Here is a 17,871-nt window from a genome sequence, read left to right on the forward strand (position 1 = left end):
AGAGAAGGGCGGCCCTTGGCCGCCCCTCGATTGCAGCGTCCAGACGATTCAGGCGCGGCGTCGAATGGCCACGAAACCGAGCAGGCCGACCAGCATGCCGAGAATGATCAGTGCATTCTGGCCAAGGGTCGGCAGCGTGGCTGGCGGCTCGAACGGCACGCCGCCTCCGCCTCCGCCTATCGTCACGTTGGCGACCGGGCAGGTGATCGTATTGGTAAAGGTTCCTTCTTCGCCGGCCTCGAAACCGGTCGTGACGATCTGGTAGACCGTGCCGCCGGTCAGGGCGACGCCGTCGATGTCGGAGGTGCCGATTCCGCCAGCGCCGTCGTCATCGCCGGCGACGAAGTTGACGGTCTGGTTCAACGGGTCGAACGGATCGACGTAGATGAACAGGTAGCCATCCCAACCATCCTGGACGCTCCTGACATTGCAGGTGTCGTTGGCGGAAATCGAGAATTGCTGGCTGTGCAGCACCACGGGGCCGAGCCCGGAACAGCAGGTACCGTCCGCGAACGGGCGATCCCAGGACGTGCCGCCGGTCGTGTCGGCCGAATAGGACTGCACGTCGTTCGGCGAGGCGATCGGGTTCGGGGTGTTTATTTCGGTGGCCTTGAGGGCGTATTCGTCAACCTGGCTCTGCTGTGCGCTGGCCGACGCACAGAAAAGGATGCCAAGCGATAGCAATGCAATTCGATTCATGCGGCGACTCCGGGCGAATGAAACCTGAACCAGTCTACACCTGTTGATGGAGCCAAACACCGGTCATCCAGTTTCGGTTGAAACCAATTCGCATGGCGATGCGTCTTCGCCGAAGTGCCTGGTTCAATAGAGGACCCGGGTCCTGAGGGTTCCGGGTATCGCCGCCAGCGCGTCTTTCAATGCCACCGCCTGTTCCTCGCTGGTCGAAACATCGGCGACGACGTAGCCGATGTTGGCGTTGGTCTGCAGGTATTGTCCGTCGATGTTGACGTTCTCGCGCGAGAAGATCTCGTTGATGCGCGAGAGCATGCCCGGCATGTTGCGATGGATATGCAGCAGGCGTCGGCTGTGCGGGTGCTCGGGCAGGGTCGCTTCGGGGAAGTTGACCGCGGAAAGGGTCGAGCCGTTGTCGCTGTAGCGGACCAGTTTGGCCGCAACCTCGACACCGATGTTGTCCTGCGCCTCGAGCGTGCTGCCGCCGATGTGCGGAGTCAGGATCACGTTGTCCATGCCGACCAGGGGCGAACTGAACGCTTCGCCGTTGGCCTTCGGTTCGACCGGAAAGACGTCGACCGCGGCACCGGACAGATGCCCCGAGCGCAGGCTGTCGGCGAGGGCGTCGATATCGACCACGGTGCCGCGCGAGGCGTTGATCAGGGCGCTGCCCTTGCGCATGCGGGAGAGTTCGGCAGGGCCGATCATCATCGCCGTCTGCGGCGTCTGCGGGACATGCAGGGTGACCACGTCGGCGCGCTGCAGCAGGTCATCGAGGCTCGCAGCCGCGCGGGCGTTGCCGAGGGTCAGCTTGGTTTCGATGTCGTGGAAGATCACGCGCATGCCGAGGCCTTCGGCGAGCAGCCCGACCTGGGTGCCGATGTGCCCATAGCCGACGATGCCGAGCACCTTGTCGCGAACCTCGAAACTGCCGGCCGCCGACTTCGACCACCCGCCACGGTGGCATTCCGCGTTCTTCTGCGGAATCCGGCGCATCAGCAGGATCGCCTCGGCGAGGACCAGTTCGGCGACGCTGCGCGTATTCGAGTACGGCGCATTGAAGACCGGGATGCCGTGTCCCTGGGCTGCGCCGAGATCGACCTGGTTGGTGCCGATGCAGAAGCAGCCGACCGCGATCAGCCGTTTCGCCTCGGCCAGCACCTCGGCGCTCAGCTGGGTGCGCGAACGGATGCCGATCAGGTGGGCGTCGGCGATGCGGCGCTTGAGCTCGTCTTCGGGCAGCGATTTCTCGTGCAGCTCGATCTGCGAATAGCCGGCCGCGGTGAAGGTGTCGATGGCGCTCTGGCTGACACCTTCGAGCAGCAATACGCGGATGTCCTGCTTGGGGTAGGAAGTTTTCTTCATGGTCGGCCTTGAACGGGTCGATGGTTGCAGCGGATACCAATCGGGGCGCCGCCGAAAGAGGACTATGCCAGAACGCGCGGGTTTTGCGGCACTGCAACAGTGGACGCTTCGACGCATCGCTGGCAGGCTTGCCGGCAATGGATCAGCAGGCACGGATCGCCCGCCGGGCCATCGAGCTCGATCAAGCCGGTCCTTCCACGAAGACACGCAGGGAATCCATGAATGACGCGCGCCTGAGCCGACTCCGCGAGCAGATGCCGGAGCTGCTGCTGAAGACCGACCCTGCCGATCTGGAGTTCTACGGACGCGACTGGACCCGCCGCTGGCAGCCGGCGCCGCTGGCGATCGCGTTTCCGGCCGACAGCGCAGCGGTGCAGGCGATCGTGCGCTGGGCGGTGCGCGAGCAGGTCGGCCTGGTGCCATCGGGCGGTCGCACCGGACTGTCCGGCGGGGCGGTCGCCGCGCGCGGCGAACTCGTACTCAGTTTCGAGCGCATGAACAGGGTGCTCGACTTCGATCCGGTCGATCGCACGCTGACGGTGCAGCCAGGCCTGGTCCTCGAGTCGCTGCAGGCGGCGGCGCTGCAGCATGGACTCATCTATCCGGTCGACTTCGCGGCTCGCGGCTCGTGTTCGATCGGCGGCAACATCGCCACCAACGCGGGCGGCATTCGCGTCATCCGCTACGGCAATACGCGCGAGTGGATCGCCGGCCTCAAGGTCGTCACCGGAAGCGGCGAACTGCTCGACCTCAATCGCGGCCTGATCAAGAACTCCAGCGGCTACGACCTGCGCCAGCTGCTGATCGGTGCGGAGGGCACGCTCGGACTGGTCGTCGAGGCCACGGTGCGACTGACCGATCCGCCGCCGCCCTCCAACGTCATGGTGTTCGCAGTGCCGGCCATGGAGGCGCTGATGGAGGTCTTCGCGGCCTGCCGGCGCCGGCTCTCGCTGAGCGCATTCGAGTTCTTCACCGATCGCGCGCTCGAGCACGTGCTTCGTCACGGCGCACAGAATCCGTTCGCGCAGATATCGCCGTTCTACCTCGTTGCGGAGTTCGATGCGGGAAGCGAGGCGCATGAGGCGGCCGCGCTCGGCGTGTTCGAGGAATGCCTCGACCAGGGCTGGGTCAACGATGGCGTGATCAGCCAGAGCTCGGCACAGGCGGCAGCGCTGTGGCGCCTGCGCGAGGGCATCACCGAAAGCCTTGCTGCCCTGAAGCCGTACAAGAACGACATCTCGGTGCGCATCAGCCAGATTCCGCGCTTCATGCAGGCCATGCGCGAGATCTTCGAGCGCGAGTATCCGGACTACGACATCGTCTGGTTCGGCCATATCGGCGATGGCAACCTGCACATCAACGTGATCAGGCCCGATGGAGTCGGCGATGAAGCCTTCATCGCCGAATGCGAACGCGTCACCGCGCTGCTGTCGGCCACCCTGGCCCGGTTCGGCGGCAGCATTTCCGCCGAGCACGGCATCGGCCTGGTCAAGAAGAAATACCTCGAGGGCACGCGCAGCGCCGCGGAAATCGCCGTGATGCGCGGGATCAGGCAGGTACTCGATCCGCACGGGATCCTCAATCCCGGCAAGGTCTTCGACGTCGAGGCATGAGCGGACGAAAGCCACCTCATCGGGAGCCATTCGCCATTCGGCTTCGCGAATCGGGCTGATGTCCGTGACGCTGCCCGTGCTCTATTCGTTTCGCCGATGCCCGTATGCGATCCGTGCGCGCATGGCGATCGTCGAGAGCAGGACACGCGTGGAACTGCGCGAGGTGTTGCTGGCCGACAAGCCGGCAGCGCTGCTTGCCTGTTCGCCAAAGGCGACCGTGCCCGTGCTCGTTTGCCATGCCGGCGCGATCATCGACGAGAGCCTCGACATCATGCTCTGGGCGCTGCGCCGGAACGATCCCTCGGACTGGCTGGGTGGCGAAGCCGCTTGCCTCGATGCGATGCTGGAACTTGTGGAATCGTGTGAGGCCGAATTCAAGCCGGCGCTCGACCGCTACAAGTATCCGCAGCGTTACGGCGATTGCGATCGCGAACTCGCGAAAGAGCAGGGCATTGCCTACATCGACCTGCTCGAACGGCGCCTGGCGGCCGGGGGCTGGCTGTTCGGTCGTGTCCCTCGCCTGGCCGACTTCGCGATCATGCCGTTCGTGCGCCAGTTCGCCGGCGTCGAACCGCACTGGTTCGAGGAGCAGTCATGGAGCCGCTTGCGCGACTGGCTGCGGCAACTGCAGACACACGCCGCCTTTGTCCAGGCCATGCACAGATACCGGCCCTGGTCCGGCACCGGCGCTGGCGCGATCTTCCCGGCTGCATGAGCGCCGCCGACGACTTGTATCGATTGGCACGCGTCGCCATGTACGGCGGTAACAACCCCTCGACTCTGCGGGATTCGCACTGCCATGAACGATCAGACCAGCCTGGTTCCCTGCCTGCACTGCGCAACGATGAACCGGGTGCCGCGTCGCCGATTCGCCGAGAAGCCGGTTTGCGGGCGCTGCGGCAAGTCCCTGTTTCCGGGCCAGCCGATCGCGCTTGCCGAAGCCGATTTCGAGCCCAAGGCGCTGCGCGGCGAGGTGCCCTTGCTGGTCGATTTCTGGGCGCCCTGGTGCGGGCCCTGCCTGTCGATGACGCCCCATTTTGCGGCGGCCGCGCAGGCACTGCAGGGACGGGTCCGCCTGGCCAAGGTCGACACCGAGGCCGAACCGGGACTGGGCGCCCGCTTTGCGATCCGCAGCATTCCCACCATGATCCTTTTCGAGAACGGCAAGGAGTTGGCGCGTCAGTCGGGCAGCATGACGACCGCGCAGATCCTGCAGTGGACAGAGAGCCAGAAACGAAACGCGTGAGCGACGCAGCGGATCCCGAGCCGGTCAAGCCGCTCGAGCCGGATCCGTCGGAGTGCTGCGGATCGGGTTGCGTATGCTGCGTCTTCGATGTCCATGAAGAGTCCCTGGCGCGCTACCGGACCGCCCACGCGGCCTGGCAGCAGCGTCAGGCCGGTCGGACGTCCGCCTCAAAGGACGCGTAGGGAAAGGCCGCTGTTCGCGAACTTTGCCCGTTTGAAACGGCAATAGCCGCCTCCCATGGCGAATTTCCGGCATACCGACGGGCGCGTCGCATAGATGCCGCAACGCTTGTTGGCATGGTCCAGGGCCAGGCACCAGCCATCGCTGCCATGGGCCATGGTGTCGACGCCGTTGGGGCCACGCGCGATCAGATGCTCCGGCACCCGGTCGCTGGCGTCGATGACCACGGTGAGCCGGCAGCAGACGGCCTCGCAGGCCTCGCAGGTCACGCTCGGGTCGATCTTGCTGTCGTCGGGGAGAATGCCAAGGGCCATCTTGATCGGGTCCGCAATCAGCGCTGGTAGCTCAGGAGTCGGCCGCGGAACGGCGGCAGGTCGCTCTCGTTGAAGCGGCTGCGAACTTCGCTGACGTTGTAGCCCTGTGCAGCCAGGGCACGCGTGAACGGCGCGCTGTTGCCGCGACCGGGGTCGGTGAAGATGATCTGGGCACGCGCATTGGCATGACGATCGAGGACCCCGGCGAGCAGGTCGATATGGTCGCGTTCGTAGAGGATGTCGCTGCCGACGAGGAGATCGAAACGACCCAGTGTTTCGTGCGGGATCGCCCAGTGCAGATCCTGGTAGGGAACGCTTTCGAGTCCGTTCAGGCGCGAATTGCGGGCCAGGAACGATCTGGCCAGCGGGTGCTGGTCACTGGCCGTGATGTCGGCGCCTCGACGCTGCAGGACCAGGCTCGACAAGCCGAGACCGCAGCCGATCTCGAGGATGCGCCGGTGCCCGATCTCGACCGTGCACATGGCTTCGGCGAGGACCCGGCCGGATGGCCAGACCTGGCCGAACAGGCTCCACTGCGCCGACGATATGCCGAGGCGTTCGGCAAACCGGTGCGGATCCGAGAACTGCTGGAGGTCGCTCAGCGCGCGAATCTGGAAATCATGCCCGCCGATCCGGACGACCAGTTGGCGGGTACGGTAGCCCGGCATGGGCACTCCCGTTGGGGCGTCATCGCAGAGGAGAGAGGTGACGGCGCGAAAGGGGCGTAACGGCGACGGGAAATCGGCCGATCGAGACGCGCTCAAAATACTGCAGGCGCCGACAGTCTACGCCAATGCGATTGCGCCGGGCTGAATGTCCGCCGCACTGCGGCAGGCGGCTATCCGAACGGTCCGGACAGGCTGCAACCAGGGGTCCCGAGCCACGGCAGGAATGCCCCGCCGGCGCGGCCGCCGCTGCAATCGGCTATTCTCCGCGCCCGGCAATCCCAGCTGCGTACCGGCGCACAATCACCCGCACCCCAGATTTCCGCCGATGAAGACCCCTCCCAGCCTGCAGGCACTGATAGACGATGGCGTGATCGATCGCGTGATCCGGCCGCTCAAGAGCGGCAAGGAAGCCTCGGTCTACGTGGTCGAGGCAGGGCAGGTCCTGTGCTGCGCCAAGGTCTACAAGGACATGGCCCAGCGCAGCTTCCAGCAGCGCGTGCAATACCAGGAGGGCCGCAAGGTGCGTGGCAGCCGCGAAGCGCGCGCGATCGGGCGGGCCAGCAAGTACGGTCGCAAGCAGCAGGAAACGGCCTGGAAGAACACTGAAGTCGAAGCCCTTTATCGCCTGTTGCAGGCCGGCGTCAGCGTGCCGCGACCGCACGGCTATTTTCATGGCGTGCTGGTCATGCAGTTGGTCACCGATGCCGATGGCCACTCGGCGCTGCGCCTCGGCGAAGTCGAACTTTCGGCCGAGCGGGCTCGCGAATATCACGCCTTCCTGATCCGCCAGATCGTCCTGATGCTCGGCGAGGGGCTCATCCACGGTGACCTTTCACCGTACAACGTGCTGGTCGGCGAGAACGGGCCGGTCATCATCGATTTCCCGCAGGTGGTCAGCGCCAGCGGCAACAACGCCGCGCGCAGCATGCTGCAACGCGACGTCAACAACCTGACCGCCTATCTGGGCCGGTTTGCCCCGGAACTTCTCGACACCTGGTATGCGGAAGAGATCTGGGCCCTGTTCGAAGCCGGCGAACTGCGCGCGGACAGCGCACTGAGCGGGCAATTCGAGCATGACGAGAGCGAAGTCGATCTGGATGGGGTGCGCGCGGCGATCAACGATGCCCGCGAGGAAGCGCTGATTCGTCAGCAGGGCCGCGAAGCTGCGGCCGAAGCCGACCAGTAACGCGGGCAGGCGCGGAACGGAGATCGGACGCAGCCTGAGGCGAACTCGCCCAGACTCCTGGCGCGCTGCTGCTCGGGCCGGAAAACAGCATCAAGCCACGAGGCAATTCCCACTCGCCTGGACAGGAGTAGCCCACCACGCCGCTGCATTTCGCGTCTTTTCCTTCTCCCGCTGGCGGGAGACCAAACGGCAGGACCGTCGTTTTGCGCAGCGTATGCTGCCCGGAGGGCGAGCACCATGGAGGGTGCGAGTTCAGGTGCCCGAAGGGTGGATGAGGGGCTCTTGATCTACGGCTTTTGGCGACTCCGCTCCGCCCGACCACCCTCACCAGCCTGTCGGCAGCCTCTCCCGCCAGCGGGAGAGGCATTCCATACTGCAGGCCTTCCGCTCGTGCAGGCCTTCCGCTCGTTAATTCTCCAGCGGGCCGGTGCAGCGCCGAATTGATTTTTCACGGGCCCAATCAAGGGGCCAGCAAGGCGGTGGGCTTGAGGCGCAGTTCGAACAGCTTCGGCCAGAGCTTGCCGGTGACGAACAGGCGATCATGCCTGGCGTCGTAGGCGATGCCGTTGAGCACGTCGACGCCGGGACCGCGGTCGGCGGTGCTGAGCAGGCCGGGCAGGTCGATCTGGGCGATGACCCGGCCGTTGAGCGGATCGATCACGACGATGCTGTTGCTCTGCCAGACATTGGCGAAGATCCGGCCGCGCACGTATTCCAGCTCGTTGAGATTGGCCAGCGGCTTGCCCTGGTAGGTCACTTCGAGGGTGCCGATCTGGGCAAAGGTCTTCGGATCCAGGAGGCGCAAAGTCGATGTGCCATCGCTCATGATCAGGCGCTTGCTGTCATGCGTGATGCCCCAGCCTTCGCCGGTGTAGCTGAAACCGCTGGTCGGCTTGAATGTCTTGAGGTCGTAGACGATGCCCCGTTTGGACTGCCAGGTGATCTGTATGAGCGAGTGCTTCCAGTCGGTCAGCCCCTCGGCGAAATACTCGGTGGCGACGTTTTCCCGCTGCACGACTTCGCCGCTCTCGAGGACGACCTTGCGCAGGCTCGAGCGTCCGTTCAGGCCGGTGCTCTCGTAGAGGAAGCCGTCACGGAATATCAGGCCCTGGGTGAACGCGCCGCGATCGTGCGGATAGGTGTTGACGATCTCGTACTCGAGCACGGCCGGCGGGCGCGCCGCCTCGGTGACCAGCGGCACGTCGCCGTCTGCCGAACAGTACGAACCGGCTACCAGCAGGATCGGGAACAGGGCGAGGCGGAGCAGACCGCGGGGAGCGGCAGGTTTGCCCGGGCCTGGGGCTGTGCTGGCTTTGGCAGGCATCGAAATCCGGAATAAGGGACGGGGCTCGTGGCAGGAGGCTCCGCGTTCGCTGCAAACCTTGCGATTGGCAGCGAAGCAGGCCGTGGCGGCAACTTACTTGCTCTTCTTCTTCTCGTTCTTCTCGGCCCTTTTTTCCTTCAGGGTCTTTGCCGGCTTCTTCTTGTCGCTCTTCTTCTGATCCATACCCTTGGACATGACAGCCTCTCTTGCACGCTGGACGCGCTGGAATGCGACGGTTCCGCCGTCGCTCGGGAAGGTCTTTTTAGCGCTTAATGCCGGGCCTGCATAGGGGCGCCCGGGCCTTGCATGCGCGGCGGAGGCGCGGTGAATGCCCTAAAATGGGCGGATGATCCTCAATATCGCCGCTTACAAATTCGTCGAAGTCGACGACCCGCAGGCTCTGCGTGAAACCCTGCATGACGCAGCCGCCGGGGCCGAGCTGCTTGGCACGGTCCTGGTGGCCCGCGAGGGCCTCAATCTGTTCCTTGCCGGCAGCGAGAGCGGCATCGAATCCCTGCTGGAGGTGCTCCGGGCCGACCCGCGCTTCGCCGACATCGGCGTCAAGCGCAGCGTCAGCCAGAGCCCGCCGTTCGGTCGGCTCAAGGTCAAGCTCAAGGACGAAATCATCAGCTTCCGTCGGGATCATGCCGCGCCGCTGGGCGGTCGGGCCCCGGCGGTTGCGCCGCTCGACCTGGCGCGCTGGATCGAACGCGGCGAGGACGACAGCGGTCGGCGGCTGATCCTGCTCGATACGCGAAACCGCGAGGAGGTCGCGCACGGCACCTTTGCCGGCGCCCTGTGCCTGCCGATCGACCGCTTCACCGAGTTGCCGGGTGCCATCGCCGGCTGCCGCCAGGCCCTCGAGGGCGCGACCGTGGTCAGCTTCTGCACCGGCGGCATCCGCTGCGAAAAGGCGGCCCTGTGGATGCGCGCCGAGGGCATGGGGAACGTGCTCCAGCTCGACGGCGGTATCCTCGGCTATTTCGAGGCAGTCGGTGGCCATGGCTATGCCGGGAACTGCTTCGTCTTCGACGAGCGCGTTGCGCTCGACGCCGAACTGAAGCCGACGGCGGGCGAACACGCCACGAATCTGCCGGCAAGCTGATCGCGCCTGGACAGAACGGCCCCGACGCTGATTCAGCTCAGGCGGCCGTGCGTTTTGCCAGCGCCGTGATGATTTCGCGGGCCACGCGCAGGCGTTCAGCCGCGCCTTCCAGTTGCAGCTTGATGCGCAGCTTGTCCTGGCCGTCCAGCGCATAGACCTTGGGCAGGGTCTGGATCATGCGGATGATGGTCAGCGGGTCGACATTCGGCTTCGGCGTGAACAGGACCCGGCCGCCGTTGGCGCCGAGTTCGAGCTTGCGGATGCCGAGCGGGGTGGCCAGCAATTTCAGTTCGGTCACCGTGAACAGGTTCTTGACGGGATCGGGCAGCAGGCCGAAGCGATCGACCATTTCGACCTGCAGCTCGCGCAGCGCGTCCTCGTCGGCCGCGCTCGAAATGCGCTTGTACAGGGTCAGGCGCGCATTCACGTCGGCCAGGTAGTCGTCCGGAATCAGCGCGGCGAGGTGCAGCTCGATCTCGGCCTCGTGCTCGCTGCTCAGGTCGAAGTCCGGGACCTTGCCCGACTTCAGCGCGCGCACGGCGCGGTCGAGCATGTCGCGGTACATCGAGAAGCCGATTTCCTCGATCTGGCCGGACTGTTCCTCGCCGAGCAGTTCGCCGGCGCCTCGGATCTCGAGATCGTGCGTGGCCAGGGTGAAACCGGCACCGAGTTCCTCCAGCGAGGCCAGCGCTTCGAGGCGCTTTTCGGCATCGGCGGTGATCGAACGCGTGTCGGGGACGATCAGGAAGGCGTAGGCGCGATGGTGCGAGCGGCCGACCCGTCCGCGCAGCTGGTGCAACTGGGCGAGGCCGAACTTGTCGGCGCGGTTGATCACGATCGTGTTGGCGCTCGGCACGTCGATGCCGGACTCGATGATGGTCGTGCAGACCATCACGTTGAAGCGCTGCCGGTAGAAGTCGAGCATGACCTGTTCGAGCTCGCGCTCGGGCATCTGGCCGTGGGCGATGCGGATGCGCGCGTCGGGCACCAGGGCCTCGAGTTCGCGCGCGGTCTTCTCGATCGTGTCGACTTCGTTGTGCAGGAAGTAGACCTGGCCGCCGCGCTGCAATTCGCGCTGGAAGGCTTCGCGGATCAGGGCCGAGTCCCAGGCGCCGATGAAGGTCTTCACGGCCAGGCGGTGCGCCGGCGGGGTGGCGATGATCGAAAGGTCGCGCAGGCCGGCCATGGCCATGTTCAGGGTGCGCGGGATCGGCGTCGCGGTCAGGGTCAGCAGGTCGACCTCGGCGCGCAGCTTCTTCAGCTGCTCCTTCTGGCGCACGCCGAAGCGCTGTTCCTCGTCGACGATGAGCAGGCCGAGGTCCCTGAAGCGGACATCGGCCTGGAGCAGCTTGTGGGTGCCGATCATGATGTCGATCTGGCCCGCGGCGAGCTTTTCCAGGGCTGCCGCGGTTTCCTTCTTCGACTTGAACCGCGACAGCACCTCGACGCGCAGCGGCCAGTCGGCCAGGCGATCGCGAAAGTTCTGGAAGTGCTGCTGGGCAAGCAGGGTGGTCGGGGCGAGGATGCCGACCTGCTTGCCGGCGATCGCGGTGACGAAGGCCGCGCGCAAGGCGACTTCGGTCTTGCCGAAGCCGACGTCGCCGCAGACCACGCGGTCCATCGGCCGGGCGCGGGCCAGATCGGCGATGACCGCTTCGATGGCCTGCAACTGGTCCGGCGTTTCCTCGAACGGAAAGGCCGAGGCGAACTGGTCGTACATGAGCCGGTCGATGGCCAGCGCGGTGCCGGGCCGCGCCTCGCGCTGGGCATAGATCGCCAGCAGCTCCGCGGCGACGTCGCGGACCTTCTCCGCAGCGCGCTTCTTGGCCCGCTCCCAGGCGTCGCCACCGAGCGAGTGCAGCGGGGCCAGTTCGGGCGCGGTTCCCGAGTAGCGGCTGACCAGTTGCAGCTGCGACACCGGTACGTAGAGCTTGTCGCCCTTGGCGTATTCGATGGCCAGGAATTCGCCGTCGAGGCCGCCGACGTCGAGCTTGAGCAGGCCCTGGTAGCGACCGACGCCGTGGTCGACATGGACGATCGGCGAACCGAGGGCGAGTTCGGTCAGGTCGCGAATGACTGCTTCGGGATCACGCGCCGCACGTTTGCGCCGGCGGCTTTGCTGGACCCGCTCGCCGAGCAGCTCGCGCTCGGTCAGCACGCTGATTGGCGGTTCGCTCAGGGCGAAGCCCTGTTCGAGCGCGGCCACGGTGATCGCGAATCCGGGTCTCTCCGTGCCGCCGAGGAAATCGCGCCACGAGGCGACCGTGGCGATCTGCATGCCGGCCGCACTGACCTGTTCGATCAGCGCTTCGCGGCGTCCGGCTGACTCGGTTGCGATCAGCACGCGCCCGGGATAGCTGGCGACGAAGCGTTGCAATTCGGCGGCCGGCGCCTCGTCCTTGCGGTTGATCGGCAGCATCGGCACCGGCTGGGTGCCGAGTTCGATGCCGCGTTCGTCGGCGCCGGTGCCGACCAGATCGATGCGCAGTTGCTGGTTCAGCTGTTCACGCAGCTGTTGCGCCGACAGGTACAGCTCGGCGACCGGCAGGATCGGTCGCTCGATATCGTGGGCACGCTGCTCATGGCGCTCGCGGGCCTGCCGTTCGAACTGCTCGCCGGCCTCGAGGGCGCCTTCGGCAACGACGAACAGCGCGCCCGGCGCGAGATAGTCGAACAGCGTTTCGGGCTCGCCGAAGCCGGAGCCGGCGAAGAACAGCGGCAGGTAGTACTCGATGCCGGCCGGCGCCGTGCCTTCCTTGATGTCCTGATAGAGCGGGCAGCGGCGCGGGTCGATCGGAAAGCGCTCGCGCAGCGTGTTGCGGAAGTTGCGCGTCGTTTCGTCGGTCAGCGGGAACTCGCGGGCGGGCAGCAGGTGCACGCGCTCGACCTTGTTCGCCGAGCGCTGCGTTTCCGGATCGAAGGTGCGGATCGAATCGATCTCCTCGTCGAGCAGTTCGATGCGATACGGCTCGGCGCTGCCCATCGGAAAGATGTCGACGATCGCGCCGCGCACGGCGAAATCGCCGGGCTCCTGTACCTGCGGCACATTGCGGTAGCCGGCGCCGCCGAGGCGGCGCTGCTCGGCGGCGAGGTCGAAGCGCTGGCCGTTTTCGAGAACGAGACTGGTGCCATTGATGTAGCTGCGCGGCGCCAGGCGCTGCATGAGCGTGGCAACCGGCACGACCAGCACGCCGCGGCTCAGGCCGGGCAGGCGATACAGGGCCGCGACGCGTTGCGAGACGATGTCCGGATGCGGCGCGAACAGGTCGTAGGGCAGGGTTTCCCAGTCGGGGAATTGCAGCACCTCAAGCCCGGCATCGGCGAATACGGCGATTTCGCCTTCGAGCGAATGCGCGCCGTGGGTATCGCGGGTGACCACGATGACAAGGCCCGGATGCCGGCCCGCGGCTTCGGCCAGGGCCAGGGCCAGCGAGGAGCCCTGCGGGGTGATCCACTGGCGACGCTGTTTCGCGGTCGCGGGTAGCGTGGTCTTGAAAAGGGTCGGTGGAGTCATGGAACCTGCAGAACGGCAGCGCCGGAAGCGACATGCGCCCGGCGCGGGGCGCGCAGTGTAACGCGACCCTCGGAATTGCGGTGCCGATCAGCCGCGGCCGATAGGCGCAGTCGCCAGAGTGGCCGAATCAGGTGGTCGTGGCTTCGCCCGAACCATCCATCGGCGCAAGCGCCAGGCTCATGCGCACCAGCCCGGCATCGTCGTTTTCCCGCCGCAGGGTGAATCCAAGCTCTTTCGCAAGGGCCAGCATGCGGTTGTTTTCGGCCTGTGTGTCGCCCCAGATTTCGCGCATGCCCGCGGCCCGGCTGGCTTCGGCCAGGCGCGAAACGAGAAGGCGGCCAAGGCCCTTGCCGGTGAAGTCCGGGTCGACGGCCAGGGCGAACTCGGCGCATTCGGTCGCCGGGTCGAGATGTACGCGGCCTTCACCGCGAATCTCGGCGCCGTCGGCATCGACCAGGACCAGGGCGATGGTCGCATCGGGGTCGACATCGCACATCCAGCGGGCGACCGGCTCGGGCAGCTCGGTCAGCGCGTGGAACACCCGCGAACGGACCTGTTCGGGAGTCATCCGACCGAACGCCCGCATCAGCGCCGGCGCGTCGTCGGGCCGGATCGGGCGCAGCAGCAGATCCTGGCCGTCGTCGGTGGAGACGCGCTCGCCCGACGCGCATGGGCCTGGGGCTTCGCGATACAGCGAATGGCTGGGTTGCGGCGGTATGCGCTGGCGTGAACGGTACGGATTCATGCTGGGCCGACTGCGCAGGACGCTGGAGAGTATCGAAATCATGCCGCCATCGTGGCCGGCACGATTGGAGCAGACCATCCAATCGCGTTTGCGGGTTGTGCGGTGTTCAGGTTTCCGCGTTCAGCCCGGCAAGCTATCCGCATGATTTGCAAAGGCTTGCAGGCGCTCGAGCACGTCGTCGACCTCGATCAGGTCCATCACGCCGCGGTATTCGAGCTTGCTGCCCCAGGCCAGCTTGTCGGCCGGCTTGCGCCGGTACTTGCGCGCCGCGGCATCGTAGCGGTCGACGCACCAGCGGCGATCGGAATACGGCCCGGACCGATGCGGATTGCTCGCCGCATGCAGCCCCAGCACCGCTGTGCCGACGGCATTGGCCATGTGCATCGGGCCCGAATCGGGTGCCAGCACGAGATCGGCCCGACGCAGCAGGGCCAGCAATTGCTTGAGCGTGTCCTTGCCGGTCAGGTCGATACAGGGCGAGCGCATGTGCGAGAGGATTTCATCGGCGAATTCGCGCTCGAACTCGCTCGGACCACCACACAGGACGACCCGCCAGTCGAGTTCGTACATGGCGTGGTCGGCGACCGCGGCGTAGCGCTCCGGCCGCCAGTTGCGCAGCCGGTGGCTCGAGGTCGGGCTGATCAGCAGGGTCCGCCGCCCACGCGGCAAGTGGCGGTCGGCGAATTCCTCGGCCTCGGCGGGGATCGGGATGTCCCAGCGCACGTGCTCCTGCTTGAGCCCAAGCGGTTCGAGGAAGCTGGCCATCGCATCGAGCACGTGTTCGCCGCTGCGCGCCGGGATCCGGCAATTGATGAACAGCCGGTGCAGGTCCTTGGAGCGCGCCCAGTCGTAGCCGATCCGCAGCGGCGACTTCACGAGCAGGCTGAGCAGGTTCGAGCGCAAAGCCACCTGCATGTGCAGTAGCGCGTCGAAGCGCCGACCGCCCAGTTTCTCGCGCACTGCGCGAAAACCCTCGCGCTTGGCCGCCTTGTCGAAGACGATGAACTCGATGCCCGGCAGATCGCCGACGACACGGTGTTCGAGCTTGCCGATGATCCAGGTGATCCGCGTGTCCGGCCAGGCGGCCTGCAAGGTATGCACGAGCGGGACCACGTGGGTGACGTCGCCGATGGCCGATGTGCGCAGGATGCAAAGCGATTCGGGTGCTGCCGAGGATTCAGGTTCGGTTCGCTCGCGCATTCCTTTCGCACTCCGTGGCGCTCGATACAATCCGCCATTGTCGCAGGCAATCGCCGCCAGCGCGATGTGCCGGAGGCCACGGCAGGGTGGACACGGCCAAGCCTTGCTAGACTTGCCGATGATCGCTACCGAAGCCGATGCGGGCCGCAGACTCTCCATGATCAAGGCGCAGATCCAACCAGGCCGGAATGGCGCCATGCTCTTCGATGCGGGGCAGATGGCCAGCGCCGACGAGCAGTGGTTCGAACAGGCCGGAACCGATTCTGCCGACCGCTCGGCCAGCACCGGACGTGGCGCGGTGGTCTATTTCGATGCTCCGTTCGGTGCCTGCGTGTTGCGCCACTACCGCCGGGGCGGCCTCGTGGCGCACCTTAATTCGGATCGCTACCTGTGGACCGGGCGCAAGCGCACGCGTGCGTTCCGCGAGTTCCGCCTGCTCGCGCGCCTGCATGACGCCGGATTGCCGGTGCCTTCGCCCCTGATGGCGCGCTATGTGCGCAGCGGCTTGTATTACCGCGCCGACCTGATCACGCGCCAGATTCCCGGCGCGCGCACCCTGGCCGATCGGCTCGCGGCGCACTCGCTCGATGCAGTGCTCGGCGCGCACACAGGGCGCACCCTGGCCGGATTCCATGCGATCGGCCTCTGGCATGCGGACCTCAACGCGCACAACCTGCTGGTCGATGCCGCGGGCAAGGTCTGGCTGATCGATTTCGACCGCTGCCGCGTGCGCAAGCCGGCAATGGCCTGGCAGCAATCCAACCTCGACCGGCTGCATCGCTCGTTCCGCAAGTTGCACGCGAACAAGGTCATGGGCGAGTTCGACGAGGTGTTCTGGCATCCGATGCTGGCCGCCTATCATCGCAGCCTGGCCGACCGCTATGCACGCGGGGAGGGCCGATGACCCTGGCCCTGCGTTTCCTCGGCGTCGGCAACGCCCAGGCCGTCGCCCTCGGTTCGGCCAGCGCCGTCATCGAGTGCGATGGCAAGCCGCTATTGATGATCGATTGCGGACCCGACGCGCTGACCGCCTACCTCGAATATTACGGACAGTCGCCGCGGGCGATCTACCTGACCCATGCCCACATGGACCACGTCGGCGGACTCGAGCGATTGTTCTTCTCGACCTGGTTCGATGATCAACTGCGCGGCACACTGCGCCTCTACGCGCACGCCGCCCTGGTACCAGTGCTGCAGTCGCGGGTCGCCGACTATCCGCAGGTGCTGGCCGAGGGCGGCGCCAATTTCTGGGATGCCTTCCACCTCGTTCCGCTTTCGCAGGGCTTCTGGCATGAAGGATTCTGGTTCGATGTGTTTCCGACCCGTCATCACGCGCCGATGACCTCGTTCGGCCTGTCGCTGCGCGGCAGCGTGGTCTGGACCGGCGATACGCGCCCTATCCCGGAGATGCTTTCGCGCTACGCCGCCAGTGCAGAGACGATCGCGCATGATTGCGTGCTCGAGGGCAATCCTTCGCATTCGGGCCTCGACGATCTCGAGCGCGAGTATCCGTCGGAGTTGCTCGGTCGCCTGATCCTCTACCACTACGGTTCGGCCCAGGAAGCGCGAGCCTTGCGCGAACGCGGCTACCGGGTCGCCGACCGTGGCGAGGAAGTGCAGCTGGACGGGCCCGATGCTTCGGTCGTGCTTGATCCGATAGTGGCGCAATCATGAGCGAACCGATTCCGCTTAAGTTCGCAGCCGGACCGCCGCTCGATCGCCGCTCGCGGGCGCTGACCGACCTGCGCATATCGGTCATTGACCGCTGCAATTTCCGCTGTCCGTATTGCATGCCGGAAGCCGACTATCCGCGCGACCACCAGTTCCTCAGCAAGGCCCAACGGCTGCGCTTCGAGGAAATCGAACGCCTGGCCCGGATCTTCGTGTCGCTCGGCGTGCGCAAGCTGCGCCTGACCGGCGGCGAGCCCCTGCTCAGGCGCGAACTGCCCGAACTGGTGCGCCTGCTGGCGCGCATCCCGCAGGTCGATGACCTCGCCATGACGACCAATGGCAGCCTGCTGCCGGCCAGCGTCGAGGCGCTGCGCGAGGCCGGCCTGCAGCGGATCACGCTGAGCGTCGATACCCTCGACGCAGAAACCTACCGGACCCTTTCGGGAGGCCGCGGTGAGGTCGCCGAACTGCATGCCGCGATCGAGGCCGCCACGCGCGCCGGGTTCAGCCGGCTAAAGCTCAACAGCGTGGTCATGCGCGGCGTCAACAACGAGGAAGTGCCCGACATGGTCGCCCATTTCCGCGGCAGCGGGCATATCCTGCGTTTCATCGAATACATGGACGTCGGCACCTGCAATGCCTGGCGCGAAGACAAGGTCGTGCCGAGCGCCGAGCTGCGCGAACGCATCGCTCGACGCTGGCCGATGCATGCGCTGCCGGCGAACTACGGCGGCGAAGTGGCGCAGCGCTGGGCGCTCAATGACGGCAGCGCCGAGATCGGTTTCATCAGTTCGGTCAGCGAACCGTTCTGCGGCGATTGCACGCGGGCCCGGCTTTCCGCGGACGGGCGGCTCTACACCTGCCTGTTCGCCAACAGCGGGCACGACCTGCTCGGACCGCTGCGGGCCGGCGCCAGCGACGCCGAGTTGGCTGGCCTGATCAGCGCGGTCTGGAACGGCCGCGACGACCGCTACAGCGAAATCCGCGGAATGGCGAATGCCGATTCGCGACGACGCGTCGAAATGTACGAGATTGGCGGCTGAACGG

General features: G+C 66.1%; 17 protein-coding genes. 9 read left to right on the forward strand and 8 right to left on the reverse strand.

Features of this window, described 5'->3' with window-relative positions:
* Positions 1-48 precede the first annotated feature (48 nt).
* Positions 49-699, reverse strand: coding sequence for a hypothetical protein (locus BM125_RS02945; protein ID WP_092404737.1), 651 nt, complete (start codon positions 697-699; stop codon positions 49-51).
* 123 nt (positions 700-822) lie between these two features.
* Positions 823-2,058 carry a phosphoglycerate dehydrogenase gene (gene serA, locus BM125_RS02950; RefSeq protein ID WP_092404739.1) on the reverse strand — a complete coding sequence of 412 codons (1,236 nt, stop codon included), beginning with the start codon at positions 2,056-2,058 and terminating at the stop codon, positions 823-825.
* 218 nt (positions 2,059-2,276) lie between these two features.
* Here serA and BM125_RS02955 point away from each other — a divergent pair, with 218 nt between their 5' ends.
* The 4 genes from BM125_RS02955 (at position 2,277) to BM125_RS02970 (ending at position 5,099) form a co-directional block, all read left to right on the forward strand.
* Entirely contained in the window at positions 2,277-3,671 is a 1,395-nt protein-coding gene (locus BM125_RS02955) for an FAD-binding oxidoreductase (RefSeq protein WP_092405162.1), read from the forward strand.
* A 58-nt stretch (positions 3,672-3,729) separates the two neighbouring features.
* Positions 3,730-4,386 (forward strand): glutathione S-transferase, encoded by a 657-nt coding sequence (locus tag BM125_RS02960; RefSeq protein ID WP_092404741.1) that lies wholly within the window; start codon positions 3,730-3,732, stop codon positions 4,384-4,386.
* Between the two features lie 84 nt (positions 4,387-4,470).
* Positions 4,471-4,917 carry a thioredoxin TrxC gene (trxC, locus tag BM125_RS02965; protein WP_092404743.1) on the forward strand — a complete coding sequence of 149 codons (447 nt, stop codon included), beginning with the start codon at positions 4,471-4,473 and terminating at the stop codon, positions 4,915-4,917.
* A complete protein-coding gene (locus BM125_RS02970) occupies positions 4,914-5,099 on the forward strand; it encodes an oxidoreductase-like domain-containing protein (RefSeq protein ID WP_217647793.1) in 186 nt (61 codons plus the stop codon). Before trxC ends, BM125_RS02970 begins: the two co-directional genes overlap by 4 nt.
* Here the strand turns inward: BM125_RS02970 and BM125_RS02975 are convergent.
* Together BM125_RS02975 and BM125_RS02980 are read right to left on the reverse strand one after the other, a co-directional pair.
* Positions 5,085-5,411: a YkgJ family cysteine cluster protein gene (locus BM125_RS02975; protein ID WP_092404745.1), complete on the reverse strand. Its 327-nt coding sequence runs from the start codon at positions 5,409-5,411 to the stop codon at positions 5,085-5,087. The two genes, BM125_RS02970 and BM125_RS02975, sit on opposite strands and share 15 nt — an antisense overlap.
* 17 nt (positions 5,412-5,428) lie before the next feature.
* On the reverse strand, positions 5,429-6,079 hold the full coding sequence (locus BM125_RS02980; protein WP_092404746.1) for a class I SAM-dependent methyltransferase: 651 nt from the start codon (positions 6,077-6,079) through the stop codon (positions 5,429-5,431).
* Between the two features lie 325 nt (positions 6,080-6,404).
* Between BM125_RS02980 and BM125_RS02985 the strand changes: the two genes are divergently transcribed.
* Positions 6,405-7,265: a PA4780 family RIO1-like protein kinase gene (locus BM125_RS02985; protein ID WP_092404748.1), complete on the forward strand. Its 861-nt coding sequence runs from the start codon at positions 6,405-6,407 to the stop codon at positions 7,263-7,265.
* A 460-nt stretch (positions 7,266-7,725) separates the two neighbouring features.
* Here BM125_RS02985 and BM125_RS02990 read toward each other — a convergent pair whose 3' ends face one another.
* Positions 7,726-8,589: a glutaminyl-peptide cyclotransferase gene (locus BM125_RS02990; RefSeq protein ID WP_092404750.1), complete on the reverse strand. Its 864-nt coding sequence runs from the start codon at positions 8,587-8,589 to the stop codon at positions 7,726-7,728.
* A 346-nt stretch (positions 8,590-8,935) separates the two neighbouring features.
* Between BM125_RS02990 and BM125_RS03000 the strand changes: the two genes are divergently transcribed.
* Positions 8,936-9,694, forward strand: coding sequence for a sulfurtransferase (locus BM125_RS03000; protein ID WP_092404754.1), 759 nt, complete (start codon positions 8,936-8,938; stop codon positions 9,692-9,694).
* A gap of 37 nt (positions 9,695-9,731) precedes the next feature.
* Here the strand turns inward: BM125_RS03000 and mfd are convergent, their stop codons facing one another.
* The 3 genes from mfd to BM125_RS03015 form a co-directional block, all read right to left on the reverse strand.
* The gene (gene mfd, locus BM125_RS03005) at positions 9,732-13,208 is read right to left on the reverse strand and encodes a transcription-repair coupling factor (RefSeq protein ID WP_092404756.1); all 3,477 of its coding nucleotides are present in this window, start codon (positions 13,206-13,208) and stop codon (positions 9,732-9,734) included.
* A gap of 127 nt (positions 13,209-13,335) precedes the next feature.
* Positions 13,336-13,995 (reverse strand): GNAT family N-acetyltransferase, encoded by a 660-nt coding sequence (locus BM125_RS03010; RefSeq protein WP_175497884.1) that lies wholly within the window; start codon positions 13,993-13,995, stop codon positions 13,336-13,338.
* A 78-nt stretch (positions 13,996-14,073) separates the two neighbouring features.
* Positions 14,074-15,153, reverse strand: a complete 1,080-nt coding sequence (locus tag BM125_RS03015; RefSeq protein ID WP_092404760.1) for a glycosyltransferase family 9 protein — start codon at positions 15,151-15,153, stop codon at positions 14,074-14,076.
* A gap of 157 nt (positions 15,154-15,310) precedes the next feature.
* On the opposite strand from BM125_RS03015, the gene BM125_RS03020 reads away from it, so the two are divergent.
* The 3 genes from BM125_RS03020 to moaA are packed head-to-tail and all read left to right on the forward strand — an operon-like array spanning position 15,311 to position 17,867.
* A complete protein-coding gene (locus BM125_RS03020) occupies positions 15,311-16,057 on the forward strand; it encodes a 3-deoxy-D-manno-octulosonic acid kinase (RefSeq protein ID WP_092405164.1) in 747 nt (248 codons plus the stop codon).
* The gene (locus BM125_RS03025) at positions 16,054-16,827 is read left to right on the forward strand and encodes an MBL fold metallo-hydrolase (protein WP_092404762.1); all 774 of its coding nucleotides are present in this window, start codon (positions 16,054-16,056) and stop codon (positions 16,825-16,827) included. The genes BM125_RS03020 and BM125_RS03025 overlap by 4 nt, the downstream gene beginning before the upstream one ends.
* Positions 16,824-17,867 carry a GTP 3',8-cyclase MoaA gene (gene moaA, locus BM125_RS03030; protein WP_092404764.1) on the forward strand — a complete coding sequence of 348 codons (1,044 nt, stop codon included), beginning with the start codon at positions 16,824-16,826 and terminating at the stop codon, positions 17,865-17,867. Before BM125_RS03025 ends, moaA begins: the two co-directional genes overlap by 4 nt.
* Positions 17,868-17,871 lie beyond the last annotated feature (4 nt).

Origin of the sequence: Dokdonella immobilis (assembly GCF_900115085.1) — a bacterium.
Lineage (GTDB): Bacteria > Pseudomonadota > Gammaproteobacteria > Xanthomonadales > Rhodanobacteraceae > Dokdonella > Dokdonella immobilis.

What these genes read in the sequence shown, in the direction of transcription:
- BM125_RS02955 (WP_092405162.1), top strand. Translation starts at nt 2,277, where the DNA reads ATGAATGACGCGCGCCTGAGCCGACTCCGCGAGCAGATGCCGGAGCTG.
- BM125_RS03010 (WP_175497884.1), bottom strand. Translation starts at nt 13,995, where the DNA reads ATGATTTCGATACTCTCCAGCGTCCTGCGCAGTCGGCCCAGCATGAAT.
- BM125_RS03015 (WP_092404760.1), bottom strand. Translation starts at nt 15,153, where the DNA reads ATGCGCGAGCGAACCGAACCTGAATCCTCGGCAGCACCCGAATCGCTT.
- trxC (WP_092404743.1), top strand. Translation starts at nt 4,471, where the DNA reads ATGAACGATCAGACCAGCCTGGTTCCCTGCCTGCACTGCGCAACGATG.
- mfd (WP_092404756.1), bottom strand. Translation starts at nt 13,208, where the DNA reads ATGACTCCACCGACCCTTTTCAAGACCACGCTACCCGCGACCGCGAAA.
- BM125_RS02945 (WP_092404737.1), bottom strand. Translation starts at nt 699, where the DNA reads ATGAATCGAATTGCATTGCTATCGCTTGGCATCCTTTTCTGTGCGTCG.
- BM125_RS03025 (WP_092404762.1), top strand. Translation starts at nt 16,054, where the DNA reads ATGACCCTGGCCCTGCGTTTCCTCGGCGTCGGCAACGCCCAGGCCGTC.
- BM125_RS02980 (WP_092404746.1), bottom strand. Translation starts at nt 6,079, where the DNA reads ATGCCGGGCTACCGTACCCGCCAACTGGTCGTCCGGATCGGCGGGCAT.
- BM125_RS02990 (WP_092404750.1), bottom strand. Translation starts at nt 8,589, where the DNA reads ATGCCTGCCAAAGCCAGCACAGCCCCAGGCCCGGGCAAACCTGCCGCT.
- serA (WP_092404739.1), bottom strand. Translation starts at nt 2,058, where the DNA reads ATGAAGAAAACTTCCTACCCCAAGCAGGACATCCGCGTATTGCTGCTC.
- BM125_RS02985 (WP_092404748.1), top strand. Translation starts at nt 6,405, where the DNA reads ATGAAGACCCCTCCCAGCCTGCAGGCACTGATAGACGATGGCGTGATC.
- BM125_RS02975 (WP_092404745.1), bottom strand. Translation starts at nt 5,411, where the DNA reads ATGGCCCTTGGCATTCTCCCCGACGACAGCAAGATCGACCCGAGCGTG.
- BM125_RS03000 (WP_092404754.1), top strand. Translation starts at nt 8,936, where the DNA reads ATGATCCTCAATATCGCCGCTTACAAATTCGTCGAAGTCGACGACCCG.
- BM125_RS03020 (WP_092405164.1), top strand. Translation starts at nt 15,311, where the DNA reads ATGATCAAGGCGCAGATCCAACCAGGCCGGAATGGCGCCATGCTCTTC.
- BM125_RS02960 (WP_092404741.1), top strand. Translation starts at nt 3,730, where the DNA reads ATGTCCGTGACGCTGCCCGTGCTCTATTCGTTTCGCCGATGCCCGTAT.
- moaA (WP_092404764.1), top strand. Translation starts at nt 16,824, where the DNA reads ATGAGCGAACCGATTCCGCTTAAGTTCGCAGCCGGACCGCCGCTCGAT.